The following is a 26,906-nucleotide window of genomic DNA, read 5'->3' as shown; positions in this document are numbered from 1 at the left end:
GTCGGCTGCTGCATTATGTTTTAATTCAAAGTGTTACAGCGCCCTTTGCGCGTCTGAAAGGACGTGCGGCGCTGCAATTGAGATCGGGGAAACCGCCAGATGTCATCCAACCCGACAAGACCGCCGGAAACCACCGTTGCCGGACACAGCGAGGAGCGCATCAAGCGTTTTCTCGCGACCGCTTCGCACGACCTGCAATCGCCGCTCCGCCATATCGCCATGTATGCCGAGCTGCTGCTCGACGATCTCGAGGAGACGCTCGACGGCGAACAGCTTCAGAGCCTCCGGATGATCCTGGAAAAGGCGCAGACGGCGCAGCGGCTCACCAAAGCGTTGATGAGCCTTGCCGGCGGCACACCTCAGGTGACGCCTGAAGAGGTCGATCTGCAAGCGCTGGCCGAAAGTGTCTGGGGTGAACTGACCGACGAGACGGCGGTTCGCGAGGCGACGCTTGAAAGCGACGGCCTGCCCTCCATCCGTACCGACCCTGCCCTCTTCGGTCTGGTGCTGCGGCATCTTTTGACCAATGCCCTCACCTATCGCGGGGAAGCGCCGCCGCATGTCGCCATTGTCGCGGAGCGCGCGGGGACGGACTGGTTTTTCCGGATTTCCGACAATGGGATGGGCATCGATCCGGCTTATCGGGAGCGAATATTCGAGCCGTTCTGGAAATTGCCGAAGGCGGGAGCGGTCCAAGGCGCCGGTCTCGGATTGACGACGGCGCGGGAGTTTCTAACGGCGCTTGGCGGCGATATCAGCCTTGAACATTCGGATGCGAGCGGCAGCTGTTTCATAATCCGCCTTCCGATTGCCTGATGGTTAGATACTGTAATCGTCCTTCCAGAAATCCGGGACGTCATAGGTCACATATTCGCGGATGATGTGCTGCAGCGCCTGGACATCGATTTCGTCCTTGCCGATGCGGAAATCGACGCCGTAATCCGGGAATTCCTGGAAATAGCCGCCGGATATGTCGGTCGAGACGACGCCAATCGGGCCAGTGTAACCGATGCCGCGCAGCTCCGGCACCGTTTCGCGGAAATCGGCATTGGGCAGCAGGCGGTTGTCGAGCAGGATGAGATCGAAGCGCGCCAGGCGGATCTTTTCCAGCGCGTCACCGATCGATGGCGAATATTCAACCTCGACGGCCGGCTCGGAGAGATCGGCGATCTTCTTCTTGAGCGCGCGGAATTCGATGAATTCGTCATCGACAAAGAGAACTTTGACGGTGTTCCTCCCGCCCGTTTCGGTGATCATCGTCTCATTTCCCCAATCCGAAACCAATTTCACGAAACCAAACCATTCCTCAAGGCGATCGCCACCATATGAACGCGGTTGACGGCGTCAAGTTTGCGCGCGGCCGCAGTGATGTGCGAATTGACCGTGTGTTCGGAGAGACCGAGAATAATGGCGATTTCCGCCGACGTCTTGCCTTCGCTCGTCCATTTGACGATTTCCGATTCGCGCTGGGTCAGCCGTCCGGACATTTCCGACGCCAGGATTTCCTCGTACAGCTTGTCGAAAATGCGCATGGCGTCGAGAAGCATGTCGGCGATCTCACTCTGATCCGGCTCCTGACGCTCGCCGCTGAGCACGAGGCAGTATCGCCGCCCTTCCGGCGTAAACAGCGGGATGAAGAGAAAGACGCCAGCGAGGAATTCGTTGAAAACAAGATCGGACGGATAAACTTCCGGCTGTGCGCTCCTGCCATGGACCGGCGTTGCCAGGAAATGGGCGGTCTTTGCCCGGACAGTCCCCAGCGCTTCCTTCAACGTCGTGATGAAAAGGCCGACACGCCGCTCAGCGACATTGGTGATGACGATATCGCGTTCACCGAAAGGGGCCGAAGCCTCGGAAATGCGGGCAAGCGCGAAATTGTCGAAGTTGTAATGTTGCGCCGCCGACTTCAGCAGGCGGAAAAAATCGGTGCGGTTGATCGCCCGGCTCAACTCCGGTCCGGCATGAAAGGGAATTGCCGGGGCATTGTTCATTCCCACTCTTCCTCTCCTCCCGCCAATGCATCCGATCCCTAAATCTTGGGATATACGTCTTAAAGGCGAAGAGCTACAAAAATTGCGAGACAGGTTGATGAGAGATATCGAAAACGGGGACTTTCGGTATGCAAGGCGGAAATCATCAATTATCTCAACTTGAGGTGATGCACGGGCAGATTTTACTGAGGGGCAGTAGTTCTTACCTGGGTATCGTATTCTTCCTGCATTCAACATCCATGAATGCGAGAAGGCAGTGCCAGACGTAAGCGCGAGAGAGCCGATAGACCCATTCAGCTAAGGGGTTGGCTGATGTTCGTGGCGGCGAACGCGGGTTGATCGGTTCTCTCAGCGCTTTTTTTGCGTTCCATATTCTTCGCTCCGGTTGCATCTTGTGATGCGTCCTCGACCTTGTCAATTGCGGTTTGTCATATGGCTTGGACGAATGAGGCGGAGCAGGTCATCCGGCTTTCGCCGTTTTCTACATCTCGAGATTGTGAATGATCGCGGCAAGGTCAAGTGGCTTTTCCATATAGGCATCGGCGCCGGCCTCGAGCGAACGCGCGCGATCCTCGGCAGCATCCGATCCGCTGCAGATAGCAAGCCGCATCGCCTTGAAACGATCATCCAGGCGCAACCGAGTGATCAGGCCGATGCCGCTATCGAGTGGCATGTAGAGATCGGCGACCAGCAGGTCAGGCGAGGTCTTGCCTTCCGCCGCGCGCATCTCCAGCGCTTCCAGCGCCATTTCGGCCGTGGGAAAACAGAATAGATCGACGTCTATCTGCTGCCTTCTGCAGATATAGTCGAGATAGAAGAGATCATCCTTGCTGTCGTCGACATAAAATAGGGTGGTCATCTAGCACCGTAATTTGGATATTGTTCGAATGAACCTCGCTGTCCTTCGACATCACCATATCGCGATTCCACTGAAATTCGATATACCTTATCGCAGATCATTTCGCAAAAAGCGTGGCACCGCCCCGCCTTGCCTATTGAGTATTCCTCGATTTCGGAAAAAATGGCCGCGCGAACCGAAGGAGGAGACACGGGTGCAGGATCAGGGCAACGTGGACCTGCAGGACCAGCCAAGGCGGCACTACCGTGCCTTTGCGATTGCGGTCGGCTGCCTGATGTTCCTTCTCGGGGTGACGGCCCTTTCCGGCTGGCTACTGCAGGTCGAGATTGTCATTTCGCTGGTTCCCGGCTTTCCGTCGATGGCCTTCAACACTGCTCTCTGCTTCGTGCTTTCCGGCGTGGGGCTTGCCGCCTCGACACTGCCGGCCAGCCGTTTTCGCGTAACGGCAACGATCCTGGCGGGGCTTGCGGCAGCGATCGCTGCGGCCCGGCTCGTGGAAATCGTCACCATCGGGCGGGCTTTTCACAATGTCGACATGTCGATCACGCGCTTCCTGGTTCCGCCCGATTTCATCGCCAAGATCGGCGGCGGCATGGGGCCGAACACCGCTTTGGTCTTCCTGATCGCCAATCTTTCGCTGCTGCTCTCGCTCCACATGGAGAAGTCGATAAGCCAAGTGATGCAGGAACTGACGAGCTATGTCGTCATCACGCTCGGCATGATCGCGCTGGCCGGCTATGTCACCGATGCCGAACAGGGTTACCGCTGGGGACCCTATGCGGCGATGGCGCTGCATACGGCGATCGGCATAGTGATCTTCGGCTCGGGGCTTCTCGCCCGCTCCTGGTGGATGCAGCCGACAAACCGGGCGCAGATCCCGCTGTGGATCCCGGCTGCGGTCTGCTTCACTGGCATTCTTGTCGATCTCTATACGCCGCTGGGTGTCGCCAACGGCATTCTCTATGTGCCGCTGGTGTTGACGGCCCTCTGGTTCGGCAACAGAAATGCGCCGCTTTTTTTCGCCTTTGCCTGCACCGTGCTCCTGATGCTCGGCTTCTTCGCCGTCAAGCACAACGAGACGGCGTTCTGGCAGGAAATCGCCAACCGCACTATTACGGCTGCCACGCTTTGGCTGATCGCGATCCTCGTCTTCTATTTCATGCGCAACAACTATAACCTGGAAAGCGAGCGCGTCCGCTTCGGCGCGCTGGTGCGCGGCACGCCTGATGCCGTCGTCGTCATCGACGAGCGTGGAACGGTCAAGAATTTCAATCCGGCGGCTGAAAGCATGTTCGGTTACTCCCCGCAGGAGACGATCGGCAAAAACATCAAGATGCTGATGCCCGAACCCTACCATTCCGAGCACGACGGCTATCTCGCCCATCACCGGCAGACCGGCGAGGAGCGCATCATCGGCACGACCCGCACGGTTTCCGGACGACGCAAGAACGGCATCGTCTTTCCGATCGATGTTTCCATCAGCGCAGTCGTCACCGGCCAAACGAAGACCTTTGTCGGTATCGTGCGCGACATCAGCGAACGCGTCCGCCAGGAGGAACGGATGAAAACGACGCTTTCCCAGCTCGAGGCCTATACGGCCGAGCTCGAGCGCAGCAACCACGACCTCGATGAATTCGCCTATATCGCCTCGCATGATCTCAAGGAACCGCTGCGCGGCCTGCACAACCATTCCCGCTTCCTCCTGGAGGACTATGAAGACAAGCTCGACGAGGACGGCGTGCGCCGGCTGAACCGGCTCGTGCGCCTCAGCCAGCGCATGGAGAAACTCGTCAACGACCTTCTTTATTTCTCCCGGCTCGGGCGGCAGCAACTGGCGGTCAAACGCACCGATATCGGCCTGATCGTCAAGGACGTCGTCGCAACCATGGAGCTGTTGCTGGAGGAGCGGCATGCCAAGGTCATCATCGACGGCCGGCTGCCGGAGGTGGTCTGCGACGCGCCGCGGCTGACCGAAGTCTTCCGCAATCTCATCACCAATGCGATCAAATACAATGACAAGCCGGCGCCGCTCGTCTCGATCGGTTACCTCGATCGGTTCGTCGGCAAGGACGGCACGGTTGCCCGCAACGTGTTTTTCGTTAAGGATAACGGCAAGGGCATTCCGCAGGAATTCCACGAGGATATTTTCCGCATTTTCAAGCGGCTGGAAAAGTCGCAGGATTCCGACGACGGCACCGGAGCAGGCCTTACCTTCGTCCGCAAGATCATCGCGCGGCACAATGGCGATATCTGGCTGGAATCCGAAGTCGGCACCGGCACGACATTTTATTTCACCCTGGGAAAAAAGCGCGAGGGGCAGAATGCAGCAGCGTGACACGCAACCGATCCTGATCGTCGAGGATAGCGAGGACGATTTCGAAGCGACGATGCGCGCCTTCAAACGCACCAACCTGCGCAACTCGATCCGCTGGGCGGCCTCCGGTCAAGAAGCGCTCGACATGCTCGCCTCGATGGTGCCGAAACCTGGACTGATCCTGCTCGATCTCAACATGCCGGGTCTTGACGGCCGCAAGACGCTGGAGGCGATCAAGTCGAACGCCGGCTGGCGCAAGATCCCGGTGGTGATCCTCACGACCTCCGACGACGAGCGCGATATCGACGGCTGCTATGCGCTCGGCGCCAATACCTATGTGCAGAAGCCGGTCGATCTCGACGGGCTCTTCGCTGCGATCCAGCGGCTGAAGGAATACTGGTTCGAAATCGCGATCCTGCCGCTCGAGGACTGACAGATTGGCGGAACACTGCTGCATTCTCATCATCGACGACAACATCGACGATCGCGAGGTCTATCGCCGCATATTGGGCCGCGTCTCCAGTACTGCCTATACCGTCGTGGAGGCGGAGACGGGCGAAGAGGGCCTTGCACTGAACGGACGGAAACGGCCGGACTGCATCCTGCTCGACTATTCGCTGCCGGGTCGCGACGGGCTCGGCGTTCTCGCCGATATCCTGGAGGATGATCCCGCCGCCAACGTCATCATGCTGACCGGCCAGGGCAACGAAACCGTGGCCGTCGAGGTGATGAAGAGCGGCGCGCGCGACTATCTGACAAAGGATTCGCTGTCGCCTGAAACACTGCACCGCTGCATCCAGAACGCCATCATGCATGGCATGCTGGAAGCAAAGCTGGAGCAGAAGCGGCAATCGCTTGAGATCTTCACCCGCGCCATGGCCCATGATCTGAAGGAGCCGCTCCGGACGATCAAATCCTTCAGCCGCATCCTGCACGGTTCTGCCGCGCTTCCGGCCGAAGACCGGGAACTGCTCGATTACGTGCTCAGCGCCGCCGATCATATGGAAGACCTGATCGTCAAGGTCTCGGGCTTCACCAGGCTGGAGGCCTCCGGCGGGCTGGAGCTCAGGCCGGTCTCGCTCTCTGATGTGCTCGACCAAGTGGAAGACAATCTGCGTCAGCAGACCGAAAGCCGTGGCGCCATCATCATCCGCGGGGCACTGCCGGAGGTGATGGGCGATGCGACGCTGCTGACCCAGCTCCTGCAGAACCTGGTGTCGAATGCCATCCGCTATTGCGAGCAGAAAGTTCCGGAGATCAGCATCGCAGGCGAAACGCAGGGCGATATCTTCCGCCTCACCGTGCGTGACAACGGGCCCGGCATCGATCCTGAGCATCGCGAGCTGATCTTCCAGCCGTTCAAGCGCCTCGTCGGCCGCGGCATCGAAGGCACCGGGCTCGGCCTTGCCATCTGCCGCCGCATCGCACAGATGCATGGCGGCTCTATCTGGTGCGAGGCAGAAAACGGGCCGGGCGCCACCTTCATTCTCGAAGTGCCGCGCGCCGAGGCGAGGTCCACGCCGCCTGCCGCATCGGCCATCCCGCACAGCGCCAGGCCGGCGGAGCAGCCAGGCGAAGGTTCGGGCAGGCTGGCCGAAGTGCTGCTGGTGGAAGACAGCCCGGCCGACATCCAGATTCTGAAGATCAAGCTGATGCGGCGGGAGAAGGTGAATTTCAACCTGCATGTCGCCACCAATGGACGCGAGGCAATGCGGCTGCTCGAAGAACGCGCTGGCATCGCCGATGTGCCGCAGATCGACCTGATGCTGCTCGACATCAACATGCCGATCATGGACGGCTTCGAGGTGCTGCATGCGCTTTCAGCCGATGTCCGCCTCAAGCAAATTCCCGTCTGCATTCTCAGCACATCAAGCGACGAGAGCGACATGCGGCGGGCCAGAAGTCTCGGCGCGCGCGCCTATATGGTCAAGCCGCCGACCCTGCAGCAACTGGAAGAGGCGCTCGAAGATGTCGAACATTTGGAGTTGTTGCAGCGCGGCGATTCGCTTGCGCTTTGTGCGGAACAAAACTAAGCGATCGTCATTGGCAACGGTATGACCTTTGCAGCTCTCATACTGGCGCTCCTGACGACGCCGCTTCAATCAGGACTGCTCTCGATGGTATCAGGCATACATCACGTCACGGCCGTCACCCGAAAGGTGCAGGCGAACGTGGACTTCTACGCTGGATTTCTCGGCATGCGGCTCGTCAAGCAGACGGCCGGTTACGAGGACGCGACGCAACTTCATCTTTTCTATGGCGATGCTGCAGGAACACCAGGTTCTCTGCTGACCTTCCTCGCCTGGGAAGATGGTACGCCCGGCCGGGCCGGCTATGGCCAGATCAGCGAAATATCGCTGTCGATAAACCCCGCCAGCATAGGCTACTGGCTGACGCGCGCCATGAGCTTCGGCCTGCGTTCGGAAGGACCGGCCGACGAATTCGGCGAGCCTGTGCTGCGGCTGAAGGACCCCGACAACATCATCCTCAAGCTCGCAGGCGCAAAGAACCTGGTATCGCCGGCCGCCTGGGATGGCGCCTCGATCCCAGTCGAGCATGCCATCCAGCGCGTTCGTGGCGCGACCATGCTGACGGAGAAGCCCGCCGAAAGCCGCAGCTTCATCGAGAGCCATTTCGGTTACCGTTTCCAGGCCAACCGCGGCACGATCGACAGGCTGGTGTCGCAGTCCGGCGACATCATCGACGTGCGCGATGCGCGCGGCTTCTGGTCCGGCGCGCCGGGCACCGGCACGGTCGATCACGTCGCCTTCCGCGCCGCCGACGAGGAGACGCTGCTTTCGGTGCGCAAGGCGCTCGAGGCGACCGACGCGTCACCGACCAACATGCACGACCGCAAATATTTCCGCTCGCTCTACGCCCGCGAGCCCGGAGGCACGCTGGTGGAGCTCGCGACCGACAAGCCGGGCATGACCGTGGACGAAGAGCACGCCGCCCTCGGAGGCAAGCTGTTCGCGCCACCCGAAGCCATCACCAATCTCCATGACCTGAAGGTGATGCTGCCGCAATTTTCAATGCCCGGTCAGCCGCGCATCAATTATCGCGAGCTGCCATTCGTCCATCGCTTCTATACGCCCCCCGACCCAGACGGCAGCGTCTTCGTGCTCCTGCACGGATCCGGCGGCAATGAGACGACGCTGATGCCGCTCTTGAACAAGGTGGCGCCGCGGGCAACGCTGCTCGGCGTGCGCGGCCGGGCGACGGAGGAAGGTTTTCCGCGCTGGTACAAGCGCATTACCCCCTTTTCCTTCGACCAGAACGACATCAAGACCGAGGCCGAGGCCTTTGCGGCCTTCATCGAGGGGGCCGTCAAATCCTACGGGCTCGATCCTGATAAGGTCGTCTATGTCGGCTACTCCAATGGCGCCAATCTTTTGAACTCGCTGCTCTATCTGCATCCAAACCTGGTTCATAAGGCGGTGCTGCTGCGCTCCATGCCCGTTCTCAGCGACTATCCGCATGCCGATCTGAAGGGCACGGACCTGCTCGTCATCAGCGGCAAGACGGATGCCTACGGCAAATATGCGAGCGAGTTGGAGGAGAGGCTGAAGAGTTCGGGCGCCACCGTCGATTCCGACGTCATCCCCGGCGGCCACGATCTCGGTGATGCCGATGTGCCGATCATCCAGAAATGGCTGCTGCAGGAAAATCGCTGACGATCGGGCTCGGCTTCACACCTGAACGCGGGATGTCCGGGCAACCATGATGCCGGCAAGCACCACGGCGCCGCCGAGCGCCTGCATCGTCCCGATCGCCTCGTTGAGCAGCGCCCAGGCAAGGATGGCCGCGACCACCGGCTGCAGCAGCAGTGTCAGCGAGGAGAAGGCTGGCGGCAGATAGGCGAGCGCATAGGTGATCGCCACCTGCCCGCCGGCATGGCTGATAAAGGCGAGGCCGAAGACGATCGACCAGCCATAGACGGTCGCGGGCAGCATGTGACCTTCGTAGAAGGAGCCGACCGGAAAGATGAAGGCGGCAGCCGATGCCGTGCTCCACAACATGATGCGGATGGTATCGAAGCGGCTGCGCAGCCTGCCGATTGCGAGGATGTAGCAGGCATAGAAGAAGGCGGCGATCATCGCGATGCCATCGCCGCGAAGGTCGCCATTGCCGATGGCTGCCGGTCCACCCTTCAGAATGACGACGCCTGACAGCGCCAGGACAAGCCCGAACAGGAAGATGCGGCTGATCCTCGCGCTGAAAAAGAGGAAAGCGATCAGCGTAACGAAAACCGGTGCGAGGTTGGCAAGCAGCGTTGCGTTGGCGACCGACGTCATGGTGAGCGAAAGATGCCAGGCGCCGAGGTCGAGCGCCAACATCACGCCTGGCAGGACCAGCATGCCATAGTCGGAAAGGCTTTGCGGCTTCGGCCCCGCATCCTTCTTCATGAGCGAGACGATGACGATCGGGATCAGCGCCAGCGCCACGCGCCAGAAGGCCGTCGCCATCGGGCCGACCTCAGACAGCCTGACGAAGATCGGCGAGCCGCCGATCGCCGCCCCGCCGAGAAGAAGCGACGCAAGGGCGAAACGATTGGAAGGCGGGGCTTCGGAAAGGGTGGAGGCAGCCTGCGACATAGTCTCGATATTTCTGGTCGCCCGAATGCCGGGCCGGCGAGATATTACAGCGCCGCGCGTCTTTCCAGACGCGCAAAGGACGCTGTAACACTTAAAATTGCTGCATAATTTTATCCTTAAATCGATTCCGATTTAAGGAATTATGCAGTAGTGGCCGAGTGACTATCAGAAGTCGATGACCGACGACAGTCGAAGAGCGACATATTGGTGGAGAATCAGGCAGGATGCCTATTCGTCGCGCTCGTCCGTAGCTTTTCGGCGATCTCGCCGGCGACGAAGAAGGCATGCTCGGTCACCTGCGGCAGTCCCATCAGCTCGCCGAAGGTGCCGCGCGCCAGCGGGCCGGAGATCAGCAGCGAAGGGTCTGTCGTTCCCGACGGGCCGATCGCCTCAGAACGCTCGGTGCAGGCAAGGCCAAGGCCGGTGGGATCAAGCGACAGGTGACCGCTTGCCGCGAGTGCCGCGAGCCACGGCTGGGTCTCGAGAATGCCGCCATGCGCCGGGCCGGTGGTGACGACGACGGCGTCATAGCGCCGCTCCAACGGCTGGCGCTGATGACGCGGCTGCAGGATGCAAAGCATGAACTCGCCTTCGATGCGGGCATCGGCGACCGAGCCGGCCAGGATATCGAGGCGGCCCGAGGCAATCGCCGCGTCGAGCACGACCTCTACCTGCGGGGCGATACGGAAACGGTGCACGTCCCAATAGGGACGCAGATGGCGGACGAGGCGGCGTCGTTCGGCAACCGGCAGCACCTGCCAGAGATCGTATCCCTGCGCCCGCACTTGGTCGATCACACCATGCCAGCTTATGCCCTCTTCCTTCGCGGCTTTTATGGCGGCGCGGATCCCTCTCAGCAGCGACACGGCGGAATGGGTCGCATCGGAGACGAAATCGCCGAAAAGCTGCTGCGGCACCGGCGCATGCCCGCGAGACCGCAGACCGCGGCGCGAGATCGCGGTTACCGGACCGTCATGCCCGCGCCCAGCAAGCGAGGCAATGACATCGGCAGCCGTCAGGCCGTTGCCGATGACCAGCACCCGATCATGCGGACGGATCACCTCGATCGCGCCGGGCTTGGTGGTATCGGCGATGAAACGGGGATGGGCCGCAAGCCGGCTTGCAAGCCGGCCGGGGGCTGCCGGCGCCGGATGGCTGGTGGCGATCGCGACAATATCGGCCTCCGTCACGCCGCCTCTGTCGTCGAGGATCAACCAGCGGCCGGCACCGCGCTCGACCCCAGTCACTGCGGCGCGGCAATGACGCACGGCACCATCTTCCAGCAGCGGCTTCAGCAGCGAGGCGACATAATCGCCGAACAGCCGGCGCCGGGGGAAGAGCAGGCCCTCGGGCTGCTTGGCCTCAGGGTCGTCGGCGACGGCGTTGCGGGCTTCGATCCAGGCCTGGAATTCCCCCAGGTCGTCGGGCTGCAGGCTCATCTTGGCGGCAGGAACATTGATGCGGTGGGCCGGATCGGCGGTGTCATAGGCAAGGCCGTGGCCGAGCTCGGCGCGCGGCTCGAAGACCACGATGGCAGGGCGCTCGCCGCAGTCGGCTCTCGCGAGATGATAGGCCACGCCGGCGCCGGAGACACCGCCGCCTATGATGGCGACGACGGGCTGTTCAGACGTCGGGAGAGGCTTGGGCTGCATGATGGCCGGGATCATTGCTTTCGATGCCCGAGCATAGAAGCGGGGCATTGGTCACGCAATCCTCCTCCTCCAGTTGTCTATAATTATTATATGATTTAGCCCGATATCGTCGTCGAGAACTCGGGATCGCCGCGGATGGTGTTGCTCACCGTGCAGATCTCGTCTTCGGCGGCATGGGCGATTTTCTGCCGGGTTTCCTCATCGATATCGCCCTTGATGGAGAAGGCGATATTGAACTTGGCAACGCGCGAAAGGCCTTCCGTCGCCTTCTCGCCGGTGACCTCGGCAGTGATCTCGCTGATCTTGTCGAGAATGCCCATCTGGCTGGCGGCGATGCGGGCGCTGAGCACCAGGCAGGCCGAGAGCGAGGAATAGAGCAGATCGAGCGGATTGAAACCCGGCTGCGACGGCGCGGTGACGATATCGATTTCGCCCTTGGTGGCGGAAGTGACGTGCGGGAAACCCGTCCGGCCGAGAACGGCGGTAGCGCCGGTCGGGCGGGGACGAGCCTTGAGATCGGCCATGTTGAAATCCTCTTGCGAATATCCTGCAGATGGTGATTTCCTCCCAGCGCGGCAATGGCAATGGCCCGCCCATCGGTTTCGGAACCTTTCCATCCCTCATCAGTTGAATACACCTGAACGAAATCAGTGACAAAGGTGGATTGCGATGCCTGATGTCCGCAGCGTGGATAACCAGAGCCGGCGGATGGATGCTCGCGATCGTCTGATCGTTGCGCTCTATGCGCAGCTGAAGGCCGAGCGGGCAACGCGCGAAACGCTGGAATGGGCGATTCGCAATGGCGCGATCTCGCGAGAGGTGCTGGAAGCCATCGCTGCCGATCCGGTTGCCGTCGTCACCAGCGAGGACATCGCATCGCTGGAGAAGATCATTGCGCTCGACGAACGGCGCAAACCACATCGGAAGTAGAACATGATACCGAAAACCGTGAGCAGTTTTCGGCATCATGTTCTCACTGTTGAATAAAAGAGGAGATCCGAAATGGCCGATATCACCTATCAGGTCGTGCCGCATGACAATGGTTGGGCCTATAAGCTCGGCGACACACTTTCGGAAACCTATGCGACAGCGGATGAAGCAATTATCCATGCCAAGGACGCTGCATCGAGGCAGAAGATCGGCGATGGCGATGCGCTGCTCGCCTATCCCGCGCCTGATGGCGGCTGGGAAGTCCAGCCAATCGACACCGACAAGAGCGGCAGCCGGCTCTGATTGGCCGCGGAGGATGGAATGGCCGCCCGGGCAAGCTGGAAAGGTCATCTCAAGGTGGGCGACCTTGCCTGCGCCGTCGGGCTCTATACCGCTGTTTCCTCCTCCGACCGTGTCTCTTTCAATATCATCAACCGCAGGACCGGCCACCGGGTAGAACGGCAATTCGTCGACAGCGAGACCGGCAAACCGGTTGAGCGGGGCGACCAGGTCAAGGGCTACCAGATGGAGAATGGCGATTACATCGTCATCGAGGGCGACGAGATCGCCGAAATCATGCCGGAAAGCGACAAGGTCCTCAATATCAAGGCTTTCATCGCCTATGACGATATCGACAAGCTTTATTTCGACCGCCCTTACTATCTCGCGCCCGTCGACGAACACGACGAGAAGGCGCTGTCGCTGATCGCCAGGGGCATGCGTGACGGCAAGGTCGCGGCGCTGGCCGAAGCCGTGCTTTTCCGGCGCAACCGGACGCTGCTGATCCGTCCTCATGACGACTACATCGTCGCGACCATGCTGAATTTCGACTACGAGGTGCGCTCGGCCGATACCATCTTCAAGGACATTCCAGACATCAAGTTCGACAAGGAGATGCTCGAACTCGCAGGCCATATCCTGGAGACCAAGCGTGGCAGCTTCGAACCGAGCGAATACGAAGATCGCTACGAGGCTGCCCTCGTCGAACTGGTGAAAGCGAAGATCGAGGGCCGGGCACCACCGAAGAAGAAAGAGCCGCCGGAACGCAAGGTCGTCGACCTGATGGAAGCGCTGCGACAGAGCGCGAAGATGAGCGGCAAGGCTCCAACAAAGAAGGCCCTGGCGAAGAAGAAGGCGCCGGCGCGCAGCGACAGCCGCAGCAAGAAGGCAAGCTGAGATGGCCTCGCCCGTTGGCGGGCGATAGGCATCTCAGGCGCACCCGACCTCGCGCGAATGCATCAGCTTGTCGTGCCGGCGAAGCCGCTGGACCTGAAGCGCGTCAAAGTGGATTCCCGCAGTGCGTTTTAAGTCTTTGATTTAGAAATGTCGTTTCCCCAAAATTGCTGGCCGCTTCTTCATTGGCGCGACTTCTGGCCGCCTTCCGCGGCCAGGCTCTTTTTCAGCGCATCCATGATATTGATGACATTGCCCGTCGATTTCACGGGTGCAGGTTTTTTCGCGGGCGCGGCCTTCTTCAAGCTCTTCTGCTTGCCACGGAGCATCGATTTCAGGCGTTTCTGGGTCCTGCACCATGATGGGGCTCCAATCCTTCGTCTCTTCCTTCACAAGTTGCGTCATCAGCGTCAGCAGCTTGCTGTCGATCTCGGTCTTCTCGTCGAGTTCAGCCACGGGTTCACGCACCTCGTCGCCATAGCGCAGGGTCCAGAGAACGATGCCTTTGCCTTGCGGCTCCAACAGCACGGCACGCTCACGACGGTAAAGGACAAGGCGGGCGATGCCGACCACGTCATTCGCCTTCATCGCCTCGCGGATCACGCAGAAGGCTTCCACCCCGACCTTGTCCTCGGGCGCCAGAAAATTGCGGTTTGTCGTACCAGATCCAATCGATCGATCCGCGCGGCACGAAACTGTCGATCTCGATGGTGCGGGTGCTTTCGAGCCCGACTTCCTCGATCTCCTCGTCTTCGAGAAGAACATAGTCGACCTCGCCGCGCGGATAGCCCTTCACCTGGTCCCGCTCGGCCACCGGTTTATGCGTGACGCTGTCGACATAGCGGCTTTCGACGCGGTTCTTCGTCTGGCGATTGAGGACATGGAAACGGACCTTGTTGCTTTCGGTCGTCGCCGGCGTCAGCGAGACGGCGGCAGTGACGAGCGAGAGCTTGAGATAACCTTTCCAGAATGTCTGACGTGCCATGTCTGTCCTGTCTCCCGCGCACAGTTGGGCATGGCAATCAACGGGCTGGTTCGATCTTTGGTTCCGGCAATTGAAGACTTCGTTGATCAGTTGCGGTCAGTGATTTCCATTTCATGGATCGGCTGCCAACGGGGCCGAGCATTGTGGGCGGAGAGACACAGCCACTCTTTCCTTGCCACCGCCATTTTCCTCTTCAATAATGAAAGCCCCAAGACGTCAGGATATCGGTAATCTGAATGTTGCGACTCTTCGCCAACCTTGTCATCGTCCTCGCATTGAATTTCCTTTTCATTGTCAGCAATGCTGGCCCGTCCTTCGCACAGGAATGCCCCGACCCTGCAAAAGCGTCGAATGTGTCGGCTCAACAAAAGCCGGCAAACAAGAGATATGATCGAGCTCTTCCCAGCTACCGCGACAAATCGGCCCGATACAATCTGGCTCTTGTCGGCGATTCACTTGTCGAGCTCTGGCAGCCTTGGATCAAGGACAGCTTTCCCACGCGCCCAGTGATGAACCTCGGGGTCGCTGGCGATACCACGCAAAATGCACTGTACCGCCTCGATGGTCTAAACCTTCCGGATTTCCATCCCGCCGATGTCGTCGTGCTTATCGGCACGAACAATCTGGGGGCGAAAACTGCGCCATGCGCCGTGGCAGCTGGTGTTGTCGCTGTTGTCAGCAAGGTTCGCGCTCTTTGGCCAGGCGCCCACATTTATGCTTTGTCCATACCGCCCCGGGGCAAGCGCTATGCCTTCTACGAGAATGTACGAATTCCGGCCAACCAGCTTGTCGCATCGTCATTGGCTGAAATGCCGGGTGTCACGTTTGTTCAAATGAACGATGATATGTTGCGGTGCGGTAAGCCAAGCGATAAAGAATGTTCCAACTACAAGCCTGACCATCTTCATTTTAATGAAGGGGCATACAAGCTGATCACGAGCTTCCTCGCCGCAGCGGGTCTACAGCTTTGATTTTTGCCGCTCAGGTGGTTACCAAAACGCAAGGCGGAATGTCATGAGCACCTCATTTGACAGCTACCAACCGATTGGCCTGCAAAGACATAGACCCAGAGCTCGCGCGCAATATCGCATTCGGCGTGAAACCTTCGTGCGGATCGTCCTCTCGGCAATATTTTATATTTCCCTCTGGAGAGCGACCGGCATGTGGTATGGGCTGCCGGCCGACTTCCAGGAGGGCGTCGGCAAAGACCCCATGCCGATGCGACTGTTGCTGATGTCGCTCGTTCCACTCATTGGCCTCTACTGCATCCTGGAGCCCAGGCGCATCTTCGAATTGATTCGCAGCGCCTCGCCGCTGGTCGGCATAGTCTGCTTATGCGTCTTTCTCTCGATTGCTTTTTCCGTCAGCGTCGGAGCCTCGCTCCGAGCCCTCGTCGCCGTCGCATTGCTGACAGCTGGACCCATTCTTTACCGGGCCCGTTACGGAGCCGTTGACACATTTGAAAGCCTGGCGAAGTTTGCGATTGCAACGGCTTTCATCAATATTCTTTACACAGCAGCCTTTCCGCGGTTCGCGGTGATGAGAGGCAGTTATGCCGGGATGGTGAAAGGGGCCTTTTACCACAAAAACATGCTCGGCCAGTTCTCGGCAACAAACTTCATCTTGCTGCTGCCGGCCCTGCCGATGTGGCGTCTGCGCTACTATGATCTCCTGCGATGGGCGGCAATGCTGCTCTACCTCGTGCTGATCGTGCTGGCGAAATCATCGACGGCGATCATCCTGCTTTCGATCGGAATAGCCGTATACTATGGAATGAGCTGGATTCAGCGCTTTCCAGGCCGGATTTTCAGATCCTTCGTCGTTCTTCTTGCATTCGCCCTGCTGGGCTTTGTCGTCTCCGTCGCGTTGATGGGTGTGGCACAGGCGATTGCCGAGTCATTCGGGAAAGACCTTACGCTCAGCGGACGTACGAATGTCTGGGAACAGTTGCTGCCGTTGATCTTCGAGCGGCCCCTTACAGGCTGGGGATTTGCCTTGTTCCGACAGCCCGAAATCATGGAGCAATATGTTCGCCTTACCTGGGACGCTCAATCCACCCACAACACCTATATCGAACTTGCGCTGAACATGGGCATACCCGCCACCATCATCTGGACGTCGTTCGTGGTGGTGCGGCTCGTGGGGAAGATGACCTCGTCACCCCTCAATCAAGCGCTCGCCATCACCAAGAGGAAGGAGGTTGTCATTATCCTCCTGATCCTGATCGGCGCGTTCACCGAAGCCGGAATGATGCTGGCCCCCTTCATCCTATGGCCCCATACCGTGATTGCACTGACGAGCCTCGGCCCGGAGTTCCTGTCCCGCTTCCGCAAACCGACCCAGGCAGGAGCGCAACATGCATCAGGCTAAAAAGATGAGTTCAAATAATCGTAGACTGGTTGGCCTCGATGGAATTCGCGGCCTGGCGGCTATTTGTGTGGCAATGCATCACACCGAAGGGTTTGTCGGCTTTGATGCAGCACCTGCTGCCTACCTCGCCGTCGACCTGTTTTTTTGTCTGAGCGGCTTCGTGATCGGCCACGCCTATGAGAGGAAACTCATTCAGGAGTCTACGCTCTCTGCCAATGATTTCGCCATCAAGCGTCTCATCCGCTTGTATCCCCTCTATCTGCTCGGATTGTTGCTCGGCGTACTCGCATATGCAGGTATGTCGCTCAGCAGAAATCAGCAAATGGATCCCATGCTGTTTGCCACCTCGTTGCTTGCCTCGATGTTCTTCCTGCCGGCGATCGGTGGAACATCGCTGAAGGCGCCGAACTTGTTCCCCTTCAACGGTCCGTCATGGTCCCTGTTCCTGGAGATCGTGATCAACCTCGCCTACGGCTATGCGGCGAGAATGCTGTCCAGCGGCGTGCTCGCACTCATCCTGCTGGCGTCATGGGTTTGGCTGGCGGCGCAAACGCTGGCCCATGGAAGCGCCGACCTGATCCCGCTCGACGGCGCTTTGCTCTCCGGTTTTCCCCGCGTTCTCTTTTCCTTCACCCTCGGCATCTTGATGTACCGCTACCGTGAGCGGCTTTCCCCTTCAGGCATCGGAAAAGCAGTAGCAGTGGCTGTCATCGTCGTCGCGACTGCACTTCTCGTTTTCCAGGCGCCCGCCGCCTTGGTTGGCATTAAGGACCTGATTGTCATCACTGCTCTATTTCCGATCGCCGTGCTTGTCCTTTACACAGCCAACTTCGATGGCGTGCTGCGACAGCCGCTTCTTATTGCGGGAGAGGCGTCTTACGCGCTCTATGCAATTCATGTTCCGCTGCTCGGCTTGCTATTGGGAGCATTGAAAGCCGCTGGCCTGGGGCAACCGCCGGCTTGGGCGATCTTTGCCATCGTTCTTCCATTGATCGTCCTATTGGCCATCATCGTCACCCGCCTCTACGATGAACCGGTGCGCAAAGCGCTCAGCGCCGGAAAGGCCATGAGACTTCGCTGGCGTCGATCCTGATTTTGGCGCGATCAGGGTCACCGGTCACACCGCTTAAATCGAGAGATAGCGCTTCTGCCAATGCAGCCTATGTTCTTGCCATGCGCGCGGCGTGAAGTCGTCATAGGCAGTCTCAGCGATCGCCAGCATCCAGTTCTGCGCCTTGCGGGCCAGCAAGACGCATGACAATTCCATGCCAGGCTCAACCGTAATGGAAGGCCGATTGGCACCTGGAATGTCGATCCCCTTGTCACGCCACTGGATGCGGATTTCGTCGGGCTCGGATGTCCACTCGCCGGAGGCAACGGAAGCCTTGCCGTCAGGCTTCAAGCGAAGTGGCGGCGGGGTGACATTCAGAAAGCTGCCATCGTTGCGATAGTTGCCATCGATATCACCCGCAGTCGCTCTGCCGTTTCTCTCGAGAACGATGTCCTGTTCGCACCGCAGGAATATGTTGCGCCGAAAGCTGCCGGACCACGGTCGATTGGCGAAGAAGGCGATGTCGCATTGGCTGATGACGTTGTCGTGGATATCGATGTCTTTGCGAAATGCCAGCTCCTGATCCGAAAAGCCGCTCATGCTGACGCCACGATTGGTGTTTTCGATCCAGTTGTCGTAAACGTGATGCCCGGCGTGGTCCGCCTTGTCGCCGATGCCGTAGCCGAAGGAATAATCATTCATCCTGCCATCGCGCATGATATTGCTGCGCACCACGGCGTCATCCCCAATCGACGAAAAGGAGAAATTCTTGCCGCCGATGAAATTGTATTCGACCAGGTATTTGCGAGTTCTGTCGCAGACCAGCGCGCCCTTGTTCGATGCGCTCGCCGGCGACTGCAGGAAGAGATTGCCGCGGATCACGATATCGGAGCTGATATTGTCGTCGCTGTTTTGATAGGCGAACTGGCAGCAGTCTGCTCCCTCGCCCGGCGCCGCGCCGATGCGATTATTCTCCAGCAACACGTGCGTCGTCTTTGTCAGGTAGATGCCGTCGCCGTTTACATTCTCCGTTTCACAGCGCCTGACGGTGAGATTCTTGCCATTGTGAAATTTGAAGCCTCGAGGAGAATTCTTGACGATAACGTCTTCGATCACCGTATCGGAAAACACCTGATAGGCGACGCCGACATCGGGCGCACCATCGATGACCTGTCCGCGTGTAGACGCGCCGTGAACTTTCTTTCGCAGGATGGCGGTCATTGCATTTCCTTCGATACCGGTGCCGCGGGGAATTAAGCAGAGGGCATGTGGCGGATGTTTGAATATGTGGATATTCAGCTTGTAAACCGCCCATCTTGCAAAAACGACAGTGTCTGGCTCCACATGGTCTTGTTGACGGGTAAGAAAGTGTGGTTTGCCGGAATGACGATATGCGCCGACGCGCCGTCGAGACGGGTGCTCTCCACCGAAACCTTTCCATCATTCGGAACCCTGAGGCCGATGATAAGGGAGGAGACCGGGTCGATGGTCCGATTCCCGGCGATGATGCCAAGTTCATAATCCACAGTGCCAAACAGCTCCGTCATCGCGGTTTGATCGGTGATCAGCTGCTGTCCTGCCGGTCCATAGACCTTCCTGAACAGGGGCCAGTTCTTGAGGAAATCGGCAATCTGACTGCCGCTGTTCGGCGTTCCGACCATCACAACTCTCCCCAGGTTGGCTGGGCGATAGTTCCTAAGAAAAGCGCGGACAATCAGCCCGCCCATCGAATAACCGACGAAATGGACCCGGCCGTCGCCTGCCTCCTTCGCAGCGCCGTCGATCTCAGGTCGGATGATGTCGACGAGGTCGCTGATCGAAAACTTGGTGGAGGGGTAACCGACGTTCACAACCCGATACCCGTGGGCCGACAGGAAGCCGGCGAGCTTCGCCATGCTTTTCTTCGTCCGGGCAATTCCGTGAAACAGGAGAACTGTGTCGTTCATCAGTATCCGCTCAACGGGCTGCTATCGATCAGGCGCCTATCCTTCTAGCTCTCACGGTGAAGCTTGTCACGACAGCCGGCCTTCTCGAATAGCGGCGCGCTTGATGCGGCGTCCCGCTAGTGATCTAGTGGATGCTGAAATGAAGGTGAACTTCAGCAGTCCTTCTGATGAATGTTCGACCGCTCCTGTGCTAGCCTCCTATGCGCGTCTTAAGACGCCGGCGCTGTAGAGAAAGAAATGCGTGTACGTGACGACCAGCATCCGACATATCGCTAAGCTTGCAGGAACGTCAGTCTCTTCGGTCTCGCGCGTGCTCAACAACAGCGGTTATGCCTCGCCAGAGCTCAGGGAGCGGGTCGAGGCGGCCATCCGAACGCTGAACTACACGCCCAGCAAGGGTGCCCGTATGCTGCGCGGTGCACCAAGCCGGATGGTCGGACTGATGCTGCCGTCGATCGAGGTGCCTTTCTTCGGCATCCTCGCCCATGCGATCGAACAGGAACTGTTCCAGCACGGCTATCAGACGCTGATCTGCAGCACGGCGGAAAACGTGGACCATGAGGTGCGCTACATCTCCATGCTGCTCGCCCAGCGCGTCGACGGCGTCATCGTGGCAAGCGCCTTCGGCAGCATCGAGCATTTCGGGGTGCTGCGGGACGCTGGCATTCCAATCATCGCCATTGACCGCGAGCTGAACGGCATCGCTGACGGCGCTGTCATGGCCGATCACGAGGAAGGTGGACGGCTGATGGCGCGCCATCTGATGGGCCTCGGCCACCGGGCAATCGCCATCGTCGGCGCGCCGGCCCACAGTCAGCCGATCCAGCTTCGCCTTCAGGGCATCACGGCGGAGATGGCGAAAAATGCGATCGCGCCTGCCACCGTGGCGATGGCGGAAGAGCACAGCTTTGCAGAGACCTACCGGCTGGCGCGGGAGCTGCTGGCCTCTCGACCTGAGGTCACCGCGATCATCGGCACGACCGACGTTTCGGCGATTGCCGCAATCCATGCCATCCAGGATCGCGGGTTTTCCGTTCCGGGCGACTATTCGGTCGTGGGCTTCGACGATCTGCCGGAGGCTGCCTACGTCTTTCCACGGCTGACAACGGTCGCGCAGCCGATCCGCGATGTCGGACGGCAGGCAGCACAGCTGCTGGAAGCGCTGATCGAAGAGCACCAAACAGGGTACGAATCTCGGCAAGGCGCGATCGTAAAAGTGCCGGTCACGCTGATCGAGCGCGATTCCACCGGCATTGTTCGCAGGACGCGGCCAAGCTAGGGCCGGACGATGACCTTGATCTCGCCTGGCAATGGCGCGTTGCCCACCACGTCGGCGACCTCCTCGAGACTTATGGTTTTGGTGACCAATGCATCCAGTTCCAACGCCCCGCTCGCGACCATTGCCGCAGCACGCGAATGGGTGAAGGGATTGAGGTAGGCCGGCCTGATATCGACTTCGTTTACCAGCAGATCGAAGGGCAGAACCGGCACCTCGACACCTGCCGGCGTCACCCCGAAAAGCACGAAGGTGCCACCGCGCCGCGCCATTTTCAGACCGCTTTGCAGCGTCTCGCTGACGCCGGCGCACTCGATGACCACGTCGGCGCCGCCTTTGGTGACCTCCCGTACAGCAGCGATTGTGTCTGAAGAAGCCGGGTCGAAGGCGTGCGCCGCCCCCAGGCGCAGAGCGGTTTGGCGTCTCGATAGCTGGCGCGTAATCAAAATGATCTCGCCTGCCCCAGCAAGGCGAGACAGTTGCACCATGAGCAGGCCGATCACGCCCCCGCCGAGGATAGCAACGCTGTCGCCCTGACGGATCCTTGCCTTGTCGATGGCGTGGATGCAGCAGGCCAGCGGTTCACTGAAGGCGCCGTGAACAGGATCGAGGTCGGCCGGCAGGACGAAGGCCTGGGCGTGCGGCACCACCACATATTCGGCAAAGCCGCCATCCCGTGTCACGCCGATGGCGGTCAAGCTCTCGCACAAGTTCGGCCGCGCCTGCCTGCAGGCCCGACAGGTGCCGCAGGCAATATTCGGGTCGACCGTCACCAACTCGCCGCCGGTAAACCGTGTCACCCCATCGCCGATCCTTTCGACGATGCCGCAGAATTCGTGGCCAAGCGTGACGGGGATCGCTGTCGGATATTCGCCCTTGTACATGTGGCGATCGGAACCGCAGATGCCGGCCACCGCAACCCGGACAAGCAGCTCGCCCGGCCCGGCAACCGGCTTCTCGACGCTGCACATGGTCAAAGACCCGATCGACTCTAAACGTACAGCCCTCATTTCACTCCTCCAGACCTCAAGTTCGATTGCCTATCGTGCTGATGAAGCCGCCTGCGGGATCATGCGCCCGCGACGCGCGGCTCAAGCGCTCAGCTCATGACATTGCCGCCATCGACATTGTAGCACTGCGCCACGATGTATGCTGCATCTGGCCCGGCCAGGAAGGCGGCCATGGCAGCTTGTTCGTGGGGAGCGCCGAATCGTCCGGCGGGGACGGCGGCGGCCACGCGGTGCTTGACGTCACCGGGTTTCAAACCTTCCCGGCTGCCTAGTTTTGCGTCGACGACGTCCCACATCGGCGTATCGACGACGCCGGGAGCGATGGCGTTGACGTTGATTCCATAACGGATCAGTTCCAGAGCGCAGCTTTGGGTGATGCTGATGACGGCCGCCTTGGAAGCGCAGTAAGCCACCGCCGGTCCTTCGCCCCGGCGCCCGGCCTGGGACGAGAAGTTGATGATGCGTCCACCTTCCCCTCTCTCCACCATGTGCCGGGCAACGGCCTGCGTCATGAAGATCAGCCCTTCGATATTGACCTGAAATACCCTTGCGGTGCGCTCTCGGGATATTTCCAGAATGGACTCGACGTCGTAAATGCCTGCAGCATTGACCAGGATATCGATCTGACCAGCGGTTGATATGGTGAAGCGTACAGCTTCTTCGATGCTGTCTTGGCTGGTCACGTCAAGCGCCACACCCCGGGCCTGCGGGCCGATCGCTTCCGCCACCCCTGCGCATCGTTCACCGTCGAGGTCCGCCACGACAACCCTCGCGCCTTCGGCGGCAAAACGTTCGCAGACCGCCTTGCCGATGCCGCTCGCTCCTCCCGTGACCAATGCCACCTTGCCGGAGAGCCGCGCCGTTTCCGTATGGGTCATCGCACTGCCTCCCCGGCCGCGGCTGCCGTAACGAATAGCTTCATGTTTGCTCCTCCCCTTTTGACTGAACGATAATCGGAGCCGTCCTCCTGAGGCGACGCCAATGGGCTAAGCGGATTGCGGGTTCGTCTCCTTCGCCTCGCGAAGAAGCACGGACATGTCGGGGATGCCATCGGTGGCCGTCGCACCCTTGAGGCAATGCGCAGCTGCGGCATGGGCGACGGCGCAGATATGCTCGACCGGCCAGTTCTCATGCAGGCCGTAGAGCACGGCGGCGCAGAAAGCGTCTCCTGCGCCGACGGTACTGACGATGTCATCGGGATCGACAGCTCGTGAACGCGTGATGATCGTGGAAGCGCCTGATGCAAACCAGAAGCAGGTTTCCGGTGCATGGATGATCGCGCCCTTGACGACACCAGCGGCAAGCAGGCGCTCGCCCGCTTCCAAAAGCCCCGCCTCGATCAAATCTCCCTTCGCATCGCGAACGATAACGCCGGTTGCCCGCCCCGCCTCCATCTCGTTGATGATCAGATAATCGCAGAAGGGCAGAGCGACACCGACCTTCTTCGCAAATTCCGGGTCTTCGCTCGATACGAAATCCACACAGGTCGTAAGCCCGGCGCGGCGCGCCGCTTCCAGCAGGCGCGACGCTCCCGAACGACCGTCGGGACCAATGCCGTCGAGACCCGGCAACAGCATGAGATAACCGAGATAGAACAGCCGATAGCCGGCCTTGGCGAAGGCTGCGGGTGAGACAAGCTCGTCCGTGACGGCATCGTTGGCGCCGCCATGATAGAAGAAGGTCCGGTTCTGACCGGGCACATTCATGACATGCGTATGCGCCGTCACCCGGTCGGCAAGCGCGATCAGCCCACCGACATCGACGCCGGCAACTGCCAGGCGGGCCTTGACGATTTCGCCGTCCTGATCAGCGCCGATGCATCCCGCCGCCGCCAGCTTTCCGAGAAACCCAAGCGAGGCCAGATCGGTGACGACATTGGCCGCCCCGCCCCCCACGCCCAGATCCTGGTGCAGGATATGCGCGAGATTGCCCTGTTCGGGCCAATAGGACAGGGTGTGGACGCGATCGACAATGAAGTTTCCCGCGCAGACGATGCCGCCATGCTTCTGACCGTCGCGATCGCAAACCTCCTCCCCGGCTCGCATCAGTTGACTCCTTCGTTCCACAAGGGTCTCAGCGGCGGCTCGTCTTCCTCGATCGCGGCGAAGCGTGCGATCGGCTCCAGAAAGAAATTGTCGCTGTTGTCGTCGTTGACCTGACTGACCTCGCCGACAAGCACAGGTCCGCCCTCTTTCCTGCCGTAGAAGCGGTGGTAGAGCCCGGTGCGGATCGTCACGCTCTGCCCAGGCTGGAGAACCAGCGGTTCCCATGCAGCGAGCCGGTGCGCCAGCCCGTCTACCGGCACCGTTAGATCCTCCGCCAGCACATTGCCATCGGCATCGGTTGCGGCGAATTCGATGACGAGATCGCCGCCGGCGCGATTGATGATGTCTTCCATCTTCGCCGCATGACGGTGGGTCGGCGTGACCTGCCCTTCGCCAACGAAGAGCAGCTTTTCGGCATAGGTCCGTTCACCCAAGACATCGACGATGCCATTGCGCAGGCTAAACAGCACGAGACCGCATTCGGCAAACCGGTTCGAGCCGAAATCGGTGACATCCCAACCCAGCTGATGGGCGCGCAAATAGGCTGATGCCTCGGGATGAGCGGCAAAATCCGCCGCCGTCCAGGAACCCCATGCCGGCAGGGACCAGTGCCAGCGCTCGAGGCTCTCGGTTGCCCGCAGCAACGCGGCGTTGATCGCAGAACGCTTCATCAGGCTGACGCCCCGTCATACTCGACCGGCACCACGACGTCCTCGCGACCGGATTTGAGAGCTGCCGTCAGGACTGCGTGATGCGCCTGCGCCTCGGCCGGCGTCGCGCAGCCGAAACCGTTGGCATTGCCGCCGGCAAGCTCATCGACGAAGGCCGCCCACATCTGCTGTATGGCGTCGGCAAAACCGAATTCGAAGATCTTGCCTGTTATGGCCGGAAATAGCGAGCCATAACCCAGATCCTCGGTACTCCAAGCCTGCGCTCCGCCATTATAGTCCATCCACTGCCATTGGCGCGGCGACTTCGTGCTGAAGAACGCGCTTTTCTTCATGCCGAGAACTCTTAGGTACCAGGTGTTGGATTCGCCGGGCGCGATGCGCCAGGTTTTCAGCACCATCGGGAAATCCTGATCCCCGGTGCGCACGCGGCTGCTGATCGTGGCATTGTCCCAGGTGGTGCAGGGCAACATGCCGCCCTTGCCGTCAGGACGTTCGGTGACCTTTTTGACCAATTGTGCATGCAGGGTCGTCGGGCGCCAGCCGAGACGCAGCGGCACGTGCAGCACATGCATGCCGAGATCACCCATGCAGCCATAGTCGCCATTGATATCGGCCATGCGCTTCCAGTTGATCGGCTTCTGCCGGTCGATATCCGAAGAGTGCAGGAAACCCGCCTCGACTTCGATTATATCCCCCATCTCGCCGCTTTTTGCGAGCGCGATGACCTTCTGCGCGCCGGGGAAGAAAGGCATTTCCGACGAGCAGCGGACCAGAAGTTCCGGATGCTCGGCGAGAACCGCCATCATCTCCCGGTTCTGCGCGGCGTCCATGCCGAAGGGCTTTTCACCGAGAAGATGTTTTCCGGCCTTCAGGATGTCGATGTAGAATTGCTGGTGCAGCACATGCGGGACGGCGCAATAGACCGCATCGACCTCGGGATTGGCCAGAAGCTCCTTATAGTCAGCGGTGAACTGGCGAACAGTCGGCACATGATCCCTGAACCAGTCGAGCAGCGTCGCGTTGGTATCACAGACGGCGACGATTTCCGGTCGCGCTTTCACATCGGCCAGATGCAGCCAGCGCGCCGCAGCGCTCGCAAACTCGCGTCCCATCAGACCGCAGCCGATGACGCCGAAGCGGAATATTTTCGTCATGACATCTCCTCCCAAACGCGCATCAGCCAATATGCAGCGAAGCTTGCTCGACGGAAGCCTTGTCATGGACGATGGCCATCAAGGCCCGCGTCATGCCGGCGGGATTGTGATGTTGGATAACGTTGCGGCCATAGACGATGCCACGGGCGCCCTGCTCCATCAACTCTCTGGTGCGGATCAGGATTTCCTGATCCGAAACGCGGCCGCCGCCGCGCACGAGCACCGGCAGACCTTGGGCGATCTCGACCACGCGGTGATATTCCTCGACATTGTCGCAGGGGTCGGCCTTGATGATATCGGCGCCAAGTTCAGCCGCCTGGCGCACCAGCGGCAAGATCTTGTCGATCGCGCCATCGACCGTGTAGGCGCCCTTGGAATTGTCCTGCATGACGAGCGGCTCGACCATCAGCGGCATGCCGTAGATCTCGCATTCACGTTTCAGGCTGTTCACATTGCGCACGCAGGCGCGATAGACTTCCGGCTGGTCCGGAAGCATCAAAAGATTGACGACGACGCAAGCAGCATCCAATGCAACGCCCTGCTCCACCGCCCTGTCAATCATTTCGGAAAACAGCTGAGACGGCAGGGGATTGCCATAGATGTTGGCGATGTCGGTGCGCAGCACCAGTGCCGGACGCTGCTTGCCGGGGATCGCCTGCAGAAGGGGTGCCGTCCCCGGCGGCAGCTGAATGGCATCCGGCGCCGCTTGCGCGATCACCTCGATGGCGGTCTTCATGTTCTCGATGCCGGCGAGGAAGGTTCGTTCATTGAACATGCCGTGATCGATGGCCACGTCAAAACAATTTCCAGACACGCCGAAAAGTCGGTTCAATCGCGCGGATTTCATCGAATTCCTCCCAGATATGGTAACGTTTCCACATTCG

At 59.9% G+C, this 26,906-nt stretch carries 26 protein-coding genes and 1 pseudogene; 12 read left to right on the top strand and 15 right to left on the bottom strand.

The features are described from left to right. Positions 1-99: 99 nt before the first annotated feature. Positions 100-816, top strand: a complete 717-nt coding sequence (locus tag N2A41_RS01520; protein ID WP_260110070.1) for a sensor histidine kinase — start codon at positions 100-102, stop codon at positions 814-816. Between the two features lie 3 nt (positions 817-819). Here the strand turns inward: N2A41_RS01520 and N2A41_RS01515 are convergent, their stop codons facing one another. From N2A41_RS01515 to N2A41_RS01505, 3 genes are all read right to left on the bottom strand, one after another. Next, on the bottom strand, positions 820-1,257 hold the full coding sequence (locus N2A41_RS01515) for a response regulator (RefSeq protein WP_260110069.1): 438 nt from the start codon (positions 1,255-1,257) through the stop codon (positions 820-822). 29 nt (positions 1,258-1,286) lie between these two features. Beyond that, on the bottom strand, positions 1,287-1,991 hold the full coding sequence (locus N2A41_RS01510; protein WP_260110068.1) for a helix-turn-helix transcriptional regulator: 705 nt from the start codon (positions 1,989-1,991) through the stop codon (positions 1,287-1,289). 481 nt (positions 1,992-2,472) lie between these two features. Continuing rightward, positions 2,473-2,850, bottom strand: coding sequence for a response regulator (locus N2A41_RS01505; protein ID WP_170276774.1), 378 nt, complete (start codon positions 2,848-2,850; stop codon positions 2,473-2,475). A 28-nt stretch (positions 2,851-2,878) separates the two neighbouring features. Here N2A41_RS01505 and N2A41_RS01500 point away from each other — a divergent pair, with 28 nt between their 5' ends. From N2A41_RS01500 to N2A41_RS01485, 4 genes are read left to right on the top strand one after another with little or no spacing between them, the layout of a single operon-like run. Beyond that, on the top strand, positions 2,879-5,185 hold the full coding sequence (locus N2A41_RS01500; RefSeq protein ID WP_260110067.1) for a sensor histidine kinase: 2,307 nt from the start codon (positions 2,879-2,881) through the stop codon (positions 5,183-5,185). After that, positions 5,172-5,597 carry a response regulator gene (locus N2A41_RS01495; protein WP_017966997.1) on the top strand — a complete coding sequence of 142 codons (426 nt, stop codon included), beginning with the start codon at positions 5,172-5,174 and terminating at the stop codon, positions 5,595-5,597. The genes N2A41_RS01500 and N2A41_RS01495 overlap by 14 nt, the downstream gene beginning before the upstream one ends. 4 nt (positions 5,598-5,601) lie before the next feature. Further along, entirely contained in the window at positions 5,602-7,197 is a 1,596-nt protein-coding gene (locus N2A41_RS01490) for a response regulator (protein WP_260110066.1), read from the top strand. 21 nt (positions 7,198-7,218) lie between these two features. Further along, complete coding sequence (locus tag N2A41_RS01485; protein ID WP_260110065.1) at positions 7,219-8,838, top strand: VOC family protein; 1,620 nt, start codon at positions 7,219-7,221, stop codon at positions 8,836-8,838. A 15-nt stretch (positions 8,839-8,853) separates the two neighbouring features. On the opposite strand, the gene N2A41_RS01480 is transcribed toward N2A41_RS01485, so the two are convergent. The 3 genes from N2A41_RS01480 to N2A41_RS01470 all read right to left on the bottom strand — a co-directional run bounded on the left by N2A41_RS01480 (position 8,854) and on the right by N2A41_RS01470 (position 11,935). After that, the gene (locus tag N2A41_RS01480) at positions 8,854-9,759 is read right to left on the bottom strand and encodes a DMT family transporter (RefSeq protein ID WP_260110064.1); all 906 of its coding nucleotides are present in this window, start codon (positions 9,757-9,759) and stop codon (positions 8,854-8,856) included. Between the two features lie 215 nt (positions 9,760-9,974). Continuing rightward, positions 9,975-11,459, bottom strand: coding sequence for an FAD/NAD(P)-binding protein (locus N2A41_RS01475; protein ID WP_260110063.1), 1,485 nt, complete (start codon positions 11,457-11,459; stop codon positions 9,975-9,977). A gap of 47 nt (positions 11,460-11,506) precedes the next feature. Further along, positions 11,507-11,935, bottom strand: coding sequence for an OsmC family protein (locus N2A41_RS01470; protein WP_017966992.1), 429 nt, complete (start codon positions 11,933-11,935; stop codon positions 11,507-11,509). Between the two features lie 145 nt (positions 11,936-12,080). On the opposite strand from N2A41_RS01470, the gene N2A41_RS01465 reads away from it, so the two are divergent. The 3 genes from N2A41_RS01465 to ku (N2A41_RS01455) all read left to right on the top strand — a co-directional run bounded on the left by N2A41_RS01465 (position 12,081) and on the right by ku (N2A41_RS01455) (position 13,517). After that, positions 12,081-12,341: a hypothetical protein gene (locus N2A41_RS01465; protein WP_222386397.1), complete on the top strand. Its 261-nt coding sequence runs from the start codon at positions 12,081-12,083 to the stop codon at positions 12,339-12,341. A 72-nt stretch (positions 12,342-12,413) separates the two neighbouring features. After that, complete coding sequence (locus N2A41_RS01460) at positions 12,414-12,644, top strand: DUF2188 domain-containing protein (RefSeq protein ID WP_222386398.1); 231 nt, start codon at positions 12,414-12,416, stop codon at positions 12,642-12,644. 18 nt (positions 12,645-12,662) lie between these two features. After that, complete coding sequence (gene ku, locus N2A41_RS01455; protein WP_260110062.1) at positions 12,663-13,517, top strand: non-homologous end joining protein Ku; 855 nt, start codon at positions 12,663-12,665, stop codon at positions 13,515-13,517. 179 nt (positions 13,518-13,696) lie between these two features. On the opposite strand, the pseudogene ku (N2A41_RS01450) reads toward ku (N2A41_RS01455), so the two are convergent. Then, positions 13,697-14,499 (bottom strand): annotated as a pseudogene (gene ku / locus N2A41_RS01450) (non-homologous end joining protein Ku). 236 nt (positions 14,500-14,735) lie between these two features. Between ku (N2A41_RS01450) and N2A41_RS01445 the strand changes: the two are divergent. The 3 genes from N2A41_RS01445 (at position 14,736) to N2A41_RS01435 (ending at position 17,962) form a co-directional block, all read left to right on the top strand. Then, the gene (locus tag N2A41_RS01445; protein ID WP_260110061.1) at positions 14,736-15,470 is read left to right on the top strand and encodes a GDSL-type esterase/lipase family protein; all 735 of its coding nucleotides are present in this window, start codon (positions 14,736-14,738) and stop codon (positions 15,468-15,470) included. A gap of 43 nt (positions 15,471-15,513) precedes the next feature. Continuing rightward, entirely contained in the window at positions 15,514-16,869 is a 1,356-nt protein-coding gene (locus N2A41_RS01440) for an O-antigen ligase family protein (RefSeq protein WP_017966986.1), read from the top strand. Positions 16,870-16,936: 67 nt separating this feature from the next. After that, entirely contained in the window at positions 16,937-17,962 is a 1,026-nt protein-coding gene (locus N2A41_RS01435; RefSeq protein WP_311202884.1) for an acyltransferase family protein, read from the top strand. A 33-nt stretch (positions 17,963-17,995) separates the two neighbouring features. On the opposite strand, the gene N2A41_RS01430 is transcribed toward N2A41_RS01435, so the two are convergent. Both N2A41_RS01430 and N2A41_RS01425 read right to left on the bottom strand, forming a co-directional pair. After that, the gene (locus N2A41_RS01430) at positions 17,996-19,141 is read right to left on the bottom strand and encodes a right-handed parallel beta-helix repeat-containing protein (protein ID WP_260110059.1); all 1,146 of its coding nucleotides are present in this window, start codon (positions 19,139-19,141) and stop codon (positions 17,996-17,998) included. A gap of 74 nt (positions 19,142-19,215) precedes the next feature. After that, on the bottom strand, positions 19,216-19,866 hold the full coding sequence (locus N2A41_RS01425; RefSeq protein ID WP_162117852.1) for an esterase/lipase family protein: 651 nt from the start codon (positions 19,864-19,866) through the stop codon (positions 19,216-19,218). 247 nt (positions 19,867-20,113) lie between these two features. Here N2A41_RS01425 and N2A41_RS01420 point away from each other — a divergent pair, with 247 nt between their 5' ends. Continuing rightward, positions 20,114-21,145: a LacI family DNA-binding transcriptional regulator gene (locus N2A41_RS01420; RefSeq protein WP_260110058.1), complete on the top strand. Its 1,032-nt coding sequence runs from the start codon at positions 20,114-20,116 to the stop codon at positions 21,143-21,145. On the opposite strand, the gene N2A41_RS01415 is transcribed toward N2A41_RS01420, so the two are convergent. The 6 genes from N2A41_RS01415 to N2A41_RS01390 form a co-directional block, all read right to left on the bottom strand. Then, entirely contained in the window at positions 21,142-22,152 is a 1,011-nt protein-coding gene (locus tag N2A41_RS01415; protein ID WP_260110057.1) for a zinc-dependent alcohol dehydrogenase family protein, read from the bottom strand. The two genes, N2A41_RS01420 and N2A41_RS01415, sit on opposite strands and share 4 nt — an antisense overlap. Positions 22,153-22,241: 89 nt before the next feature. Further along, entirely contained in the window at positions 22,242-23,030 is a 789-nt protein-coding gene (locus tag N2A41_RS01410) for an L-iditol 2-dehydrogenase (RefSeq protein WP_260110056.1), read from the bottom strand. A gap of 108 nt (positions 23,031-23,138) precedes the next feature. Further along, a complete protein-coding gene (locus N2A41_RS01405) occupies positions 23,139-24,197 on the bottom strand; it encodes a carbohydrate kinase family protein (RefSeq protein ID WP_260110055.1) in 1,059 nt (352 codons plus the stop codon). Beyond that, positions 24,197-24,868 carry a D-lyxose/D-mannose family sugar isomerase gene (locus N2A41_RS01400; protein WP_260110054.1) on the bottom strand — a complete coding sequence of 224 codons (672 nt, stop codon included), beginning with the start codon at positions 24,866-24,868 and terminating at the stop codon, positions 24,197-24,199. The genes N2A41_RS01405 and N2A41_RS01400 overlap by 1 nt, the downstream gene beginning before the upstream one ends. Beyond that, entirely contained in the window at positions 24,868-26,022 is a 1,155-nt protein-coding gene (locus tag N2A41_RS01395) for a Gfo/Idh/MocA family protein (protein WP_162117858.1), read from the bottom strand. The genes N2A41_RS01400 and N2A41_RS01395 overlap by 1 nt, the downstream gene beginning before the upstream one ends. Before the next feature lie 22 nt (positions 26,023-26,044). After that, complete coding sequence (locus N2A41_RS01390) at positions 26,045-26,869, bottom strand: class I fructose-bisphosphate aldolase (protein WP_260110053.1); 825 nt, start codon at positions 26,867-26,869, stop codon at positions 26,045-26,047. Positions 26,870-26,906 lie beyond the last annotated feature (37 nt).

The organism is Rhizobium sp. SRDI969 (assembly GCF_025152725.1).
GTDB lineage: Bacteria > Pseudomonadota > Alphaproteobacteria > Rhizobiales > Rhizobiaceae > Rhizobium > Rhizobium leguminosarum_I.
The sequence above is the reverse complement of the archived record's forward strand: the minus strand, read 5'-3'. Positions and strand labels throughout refer to the sequence as shown.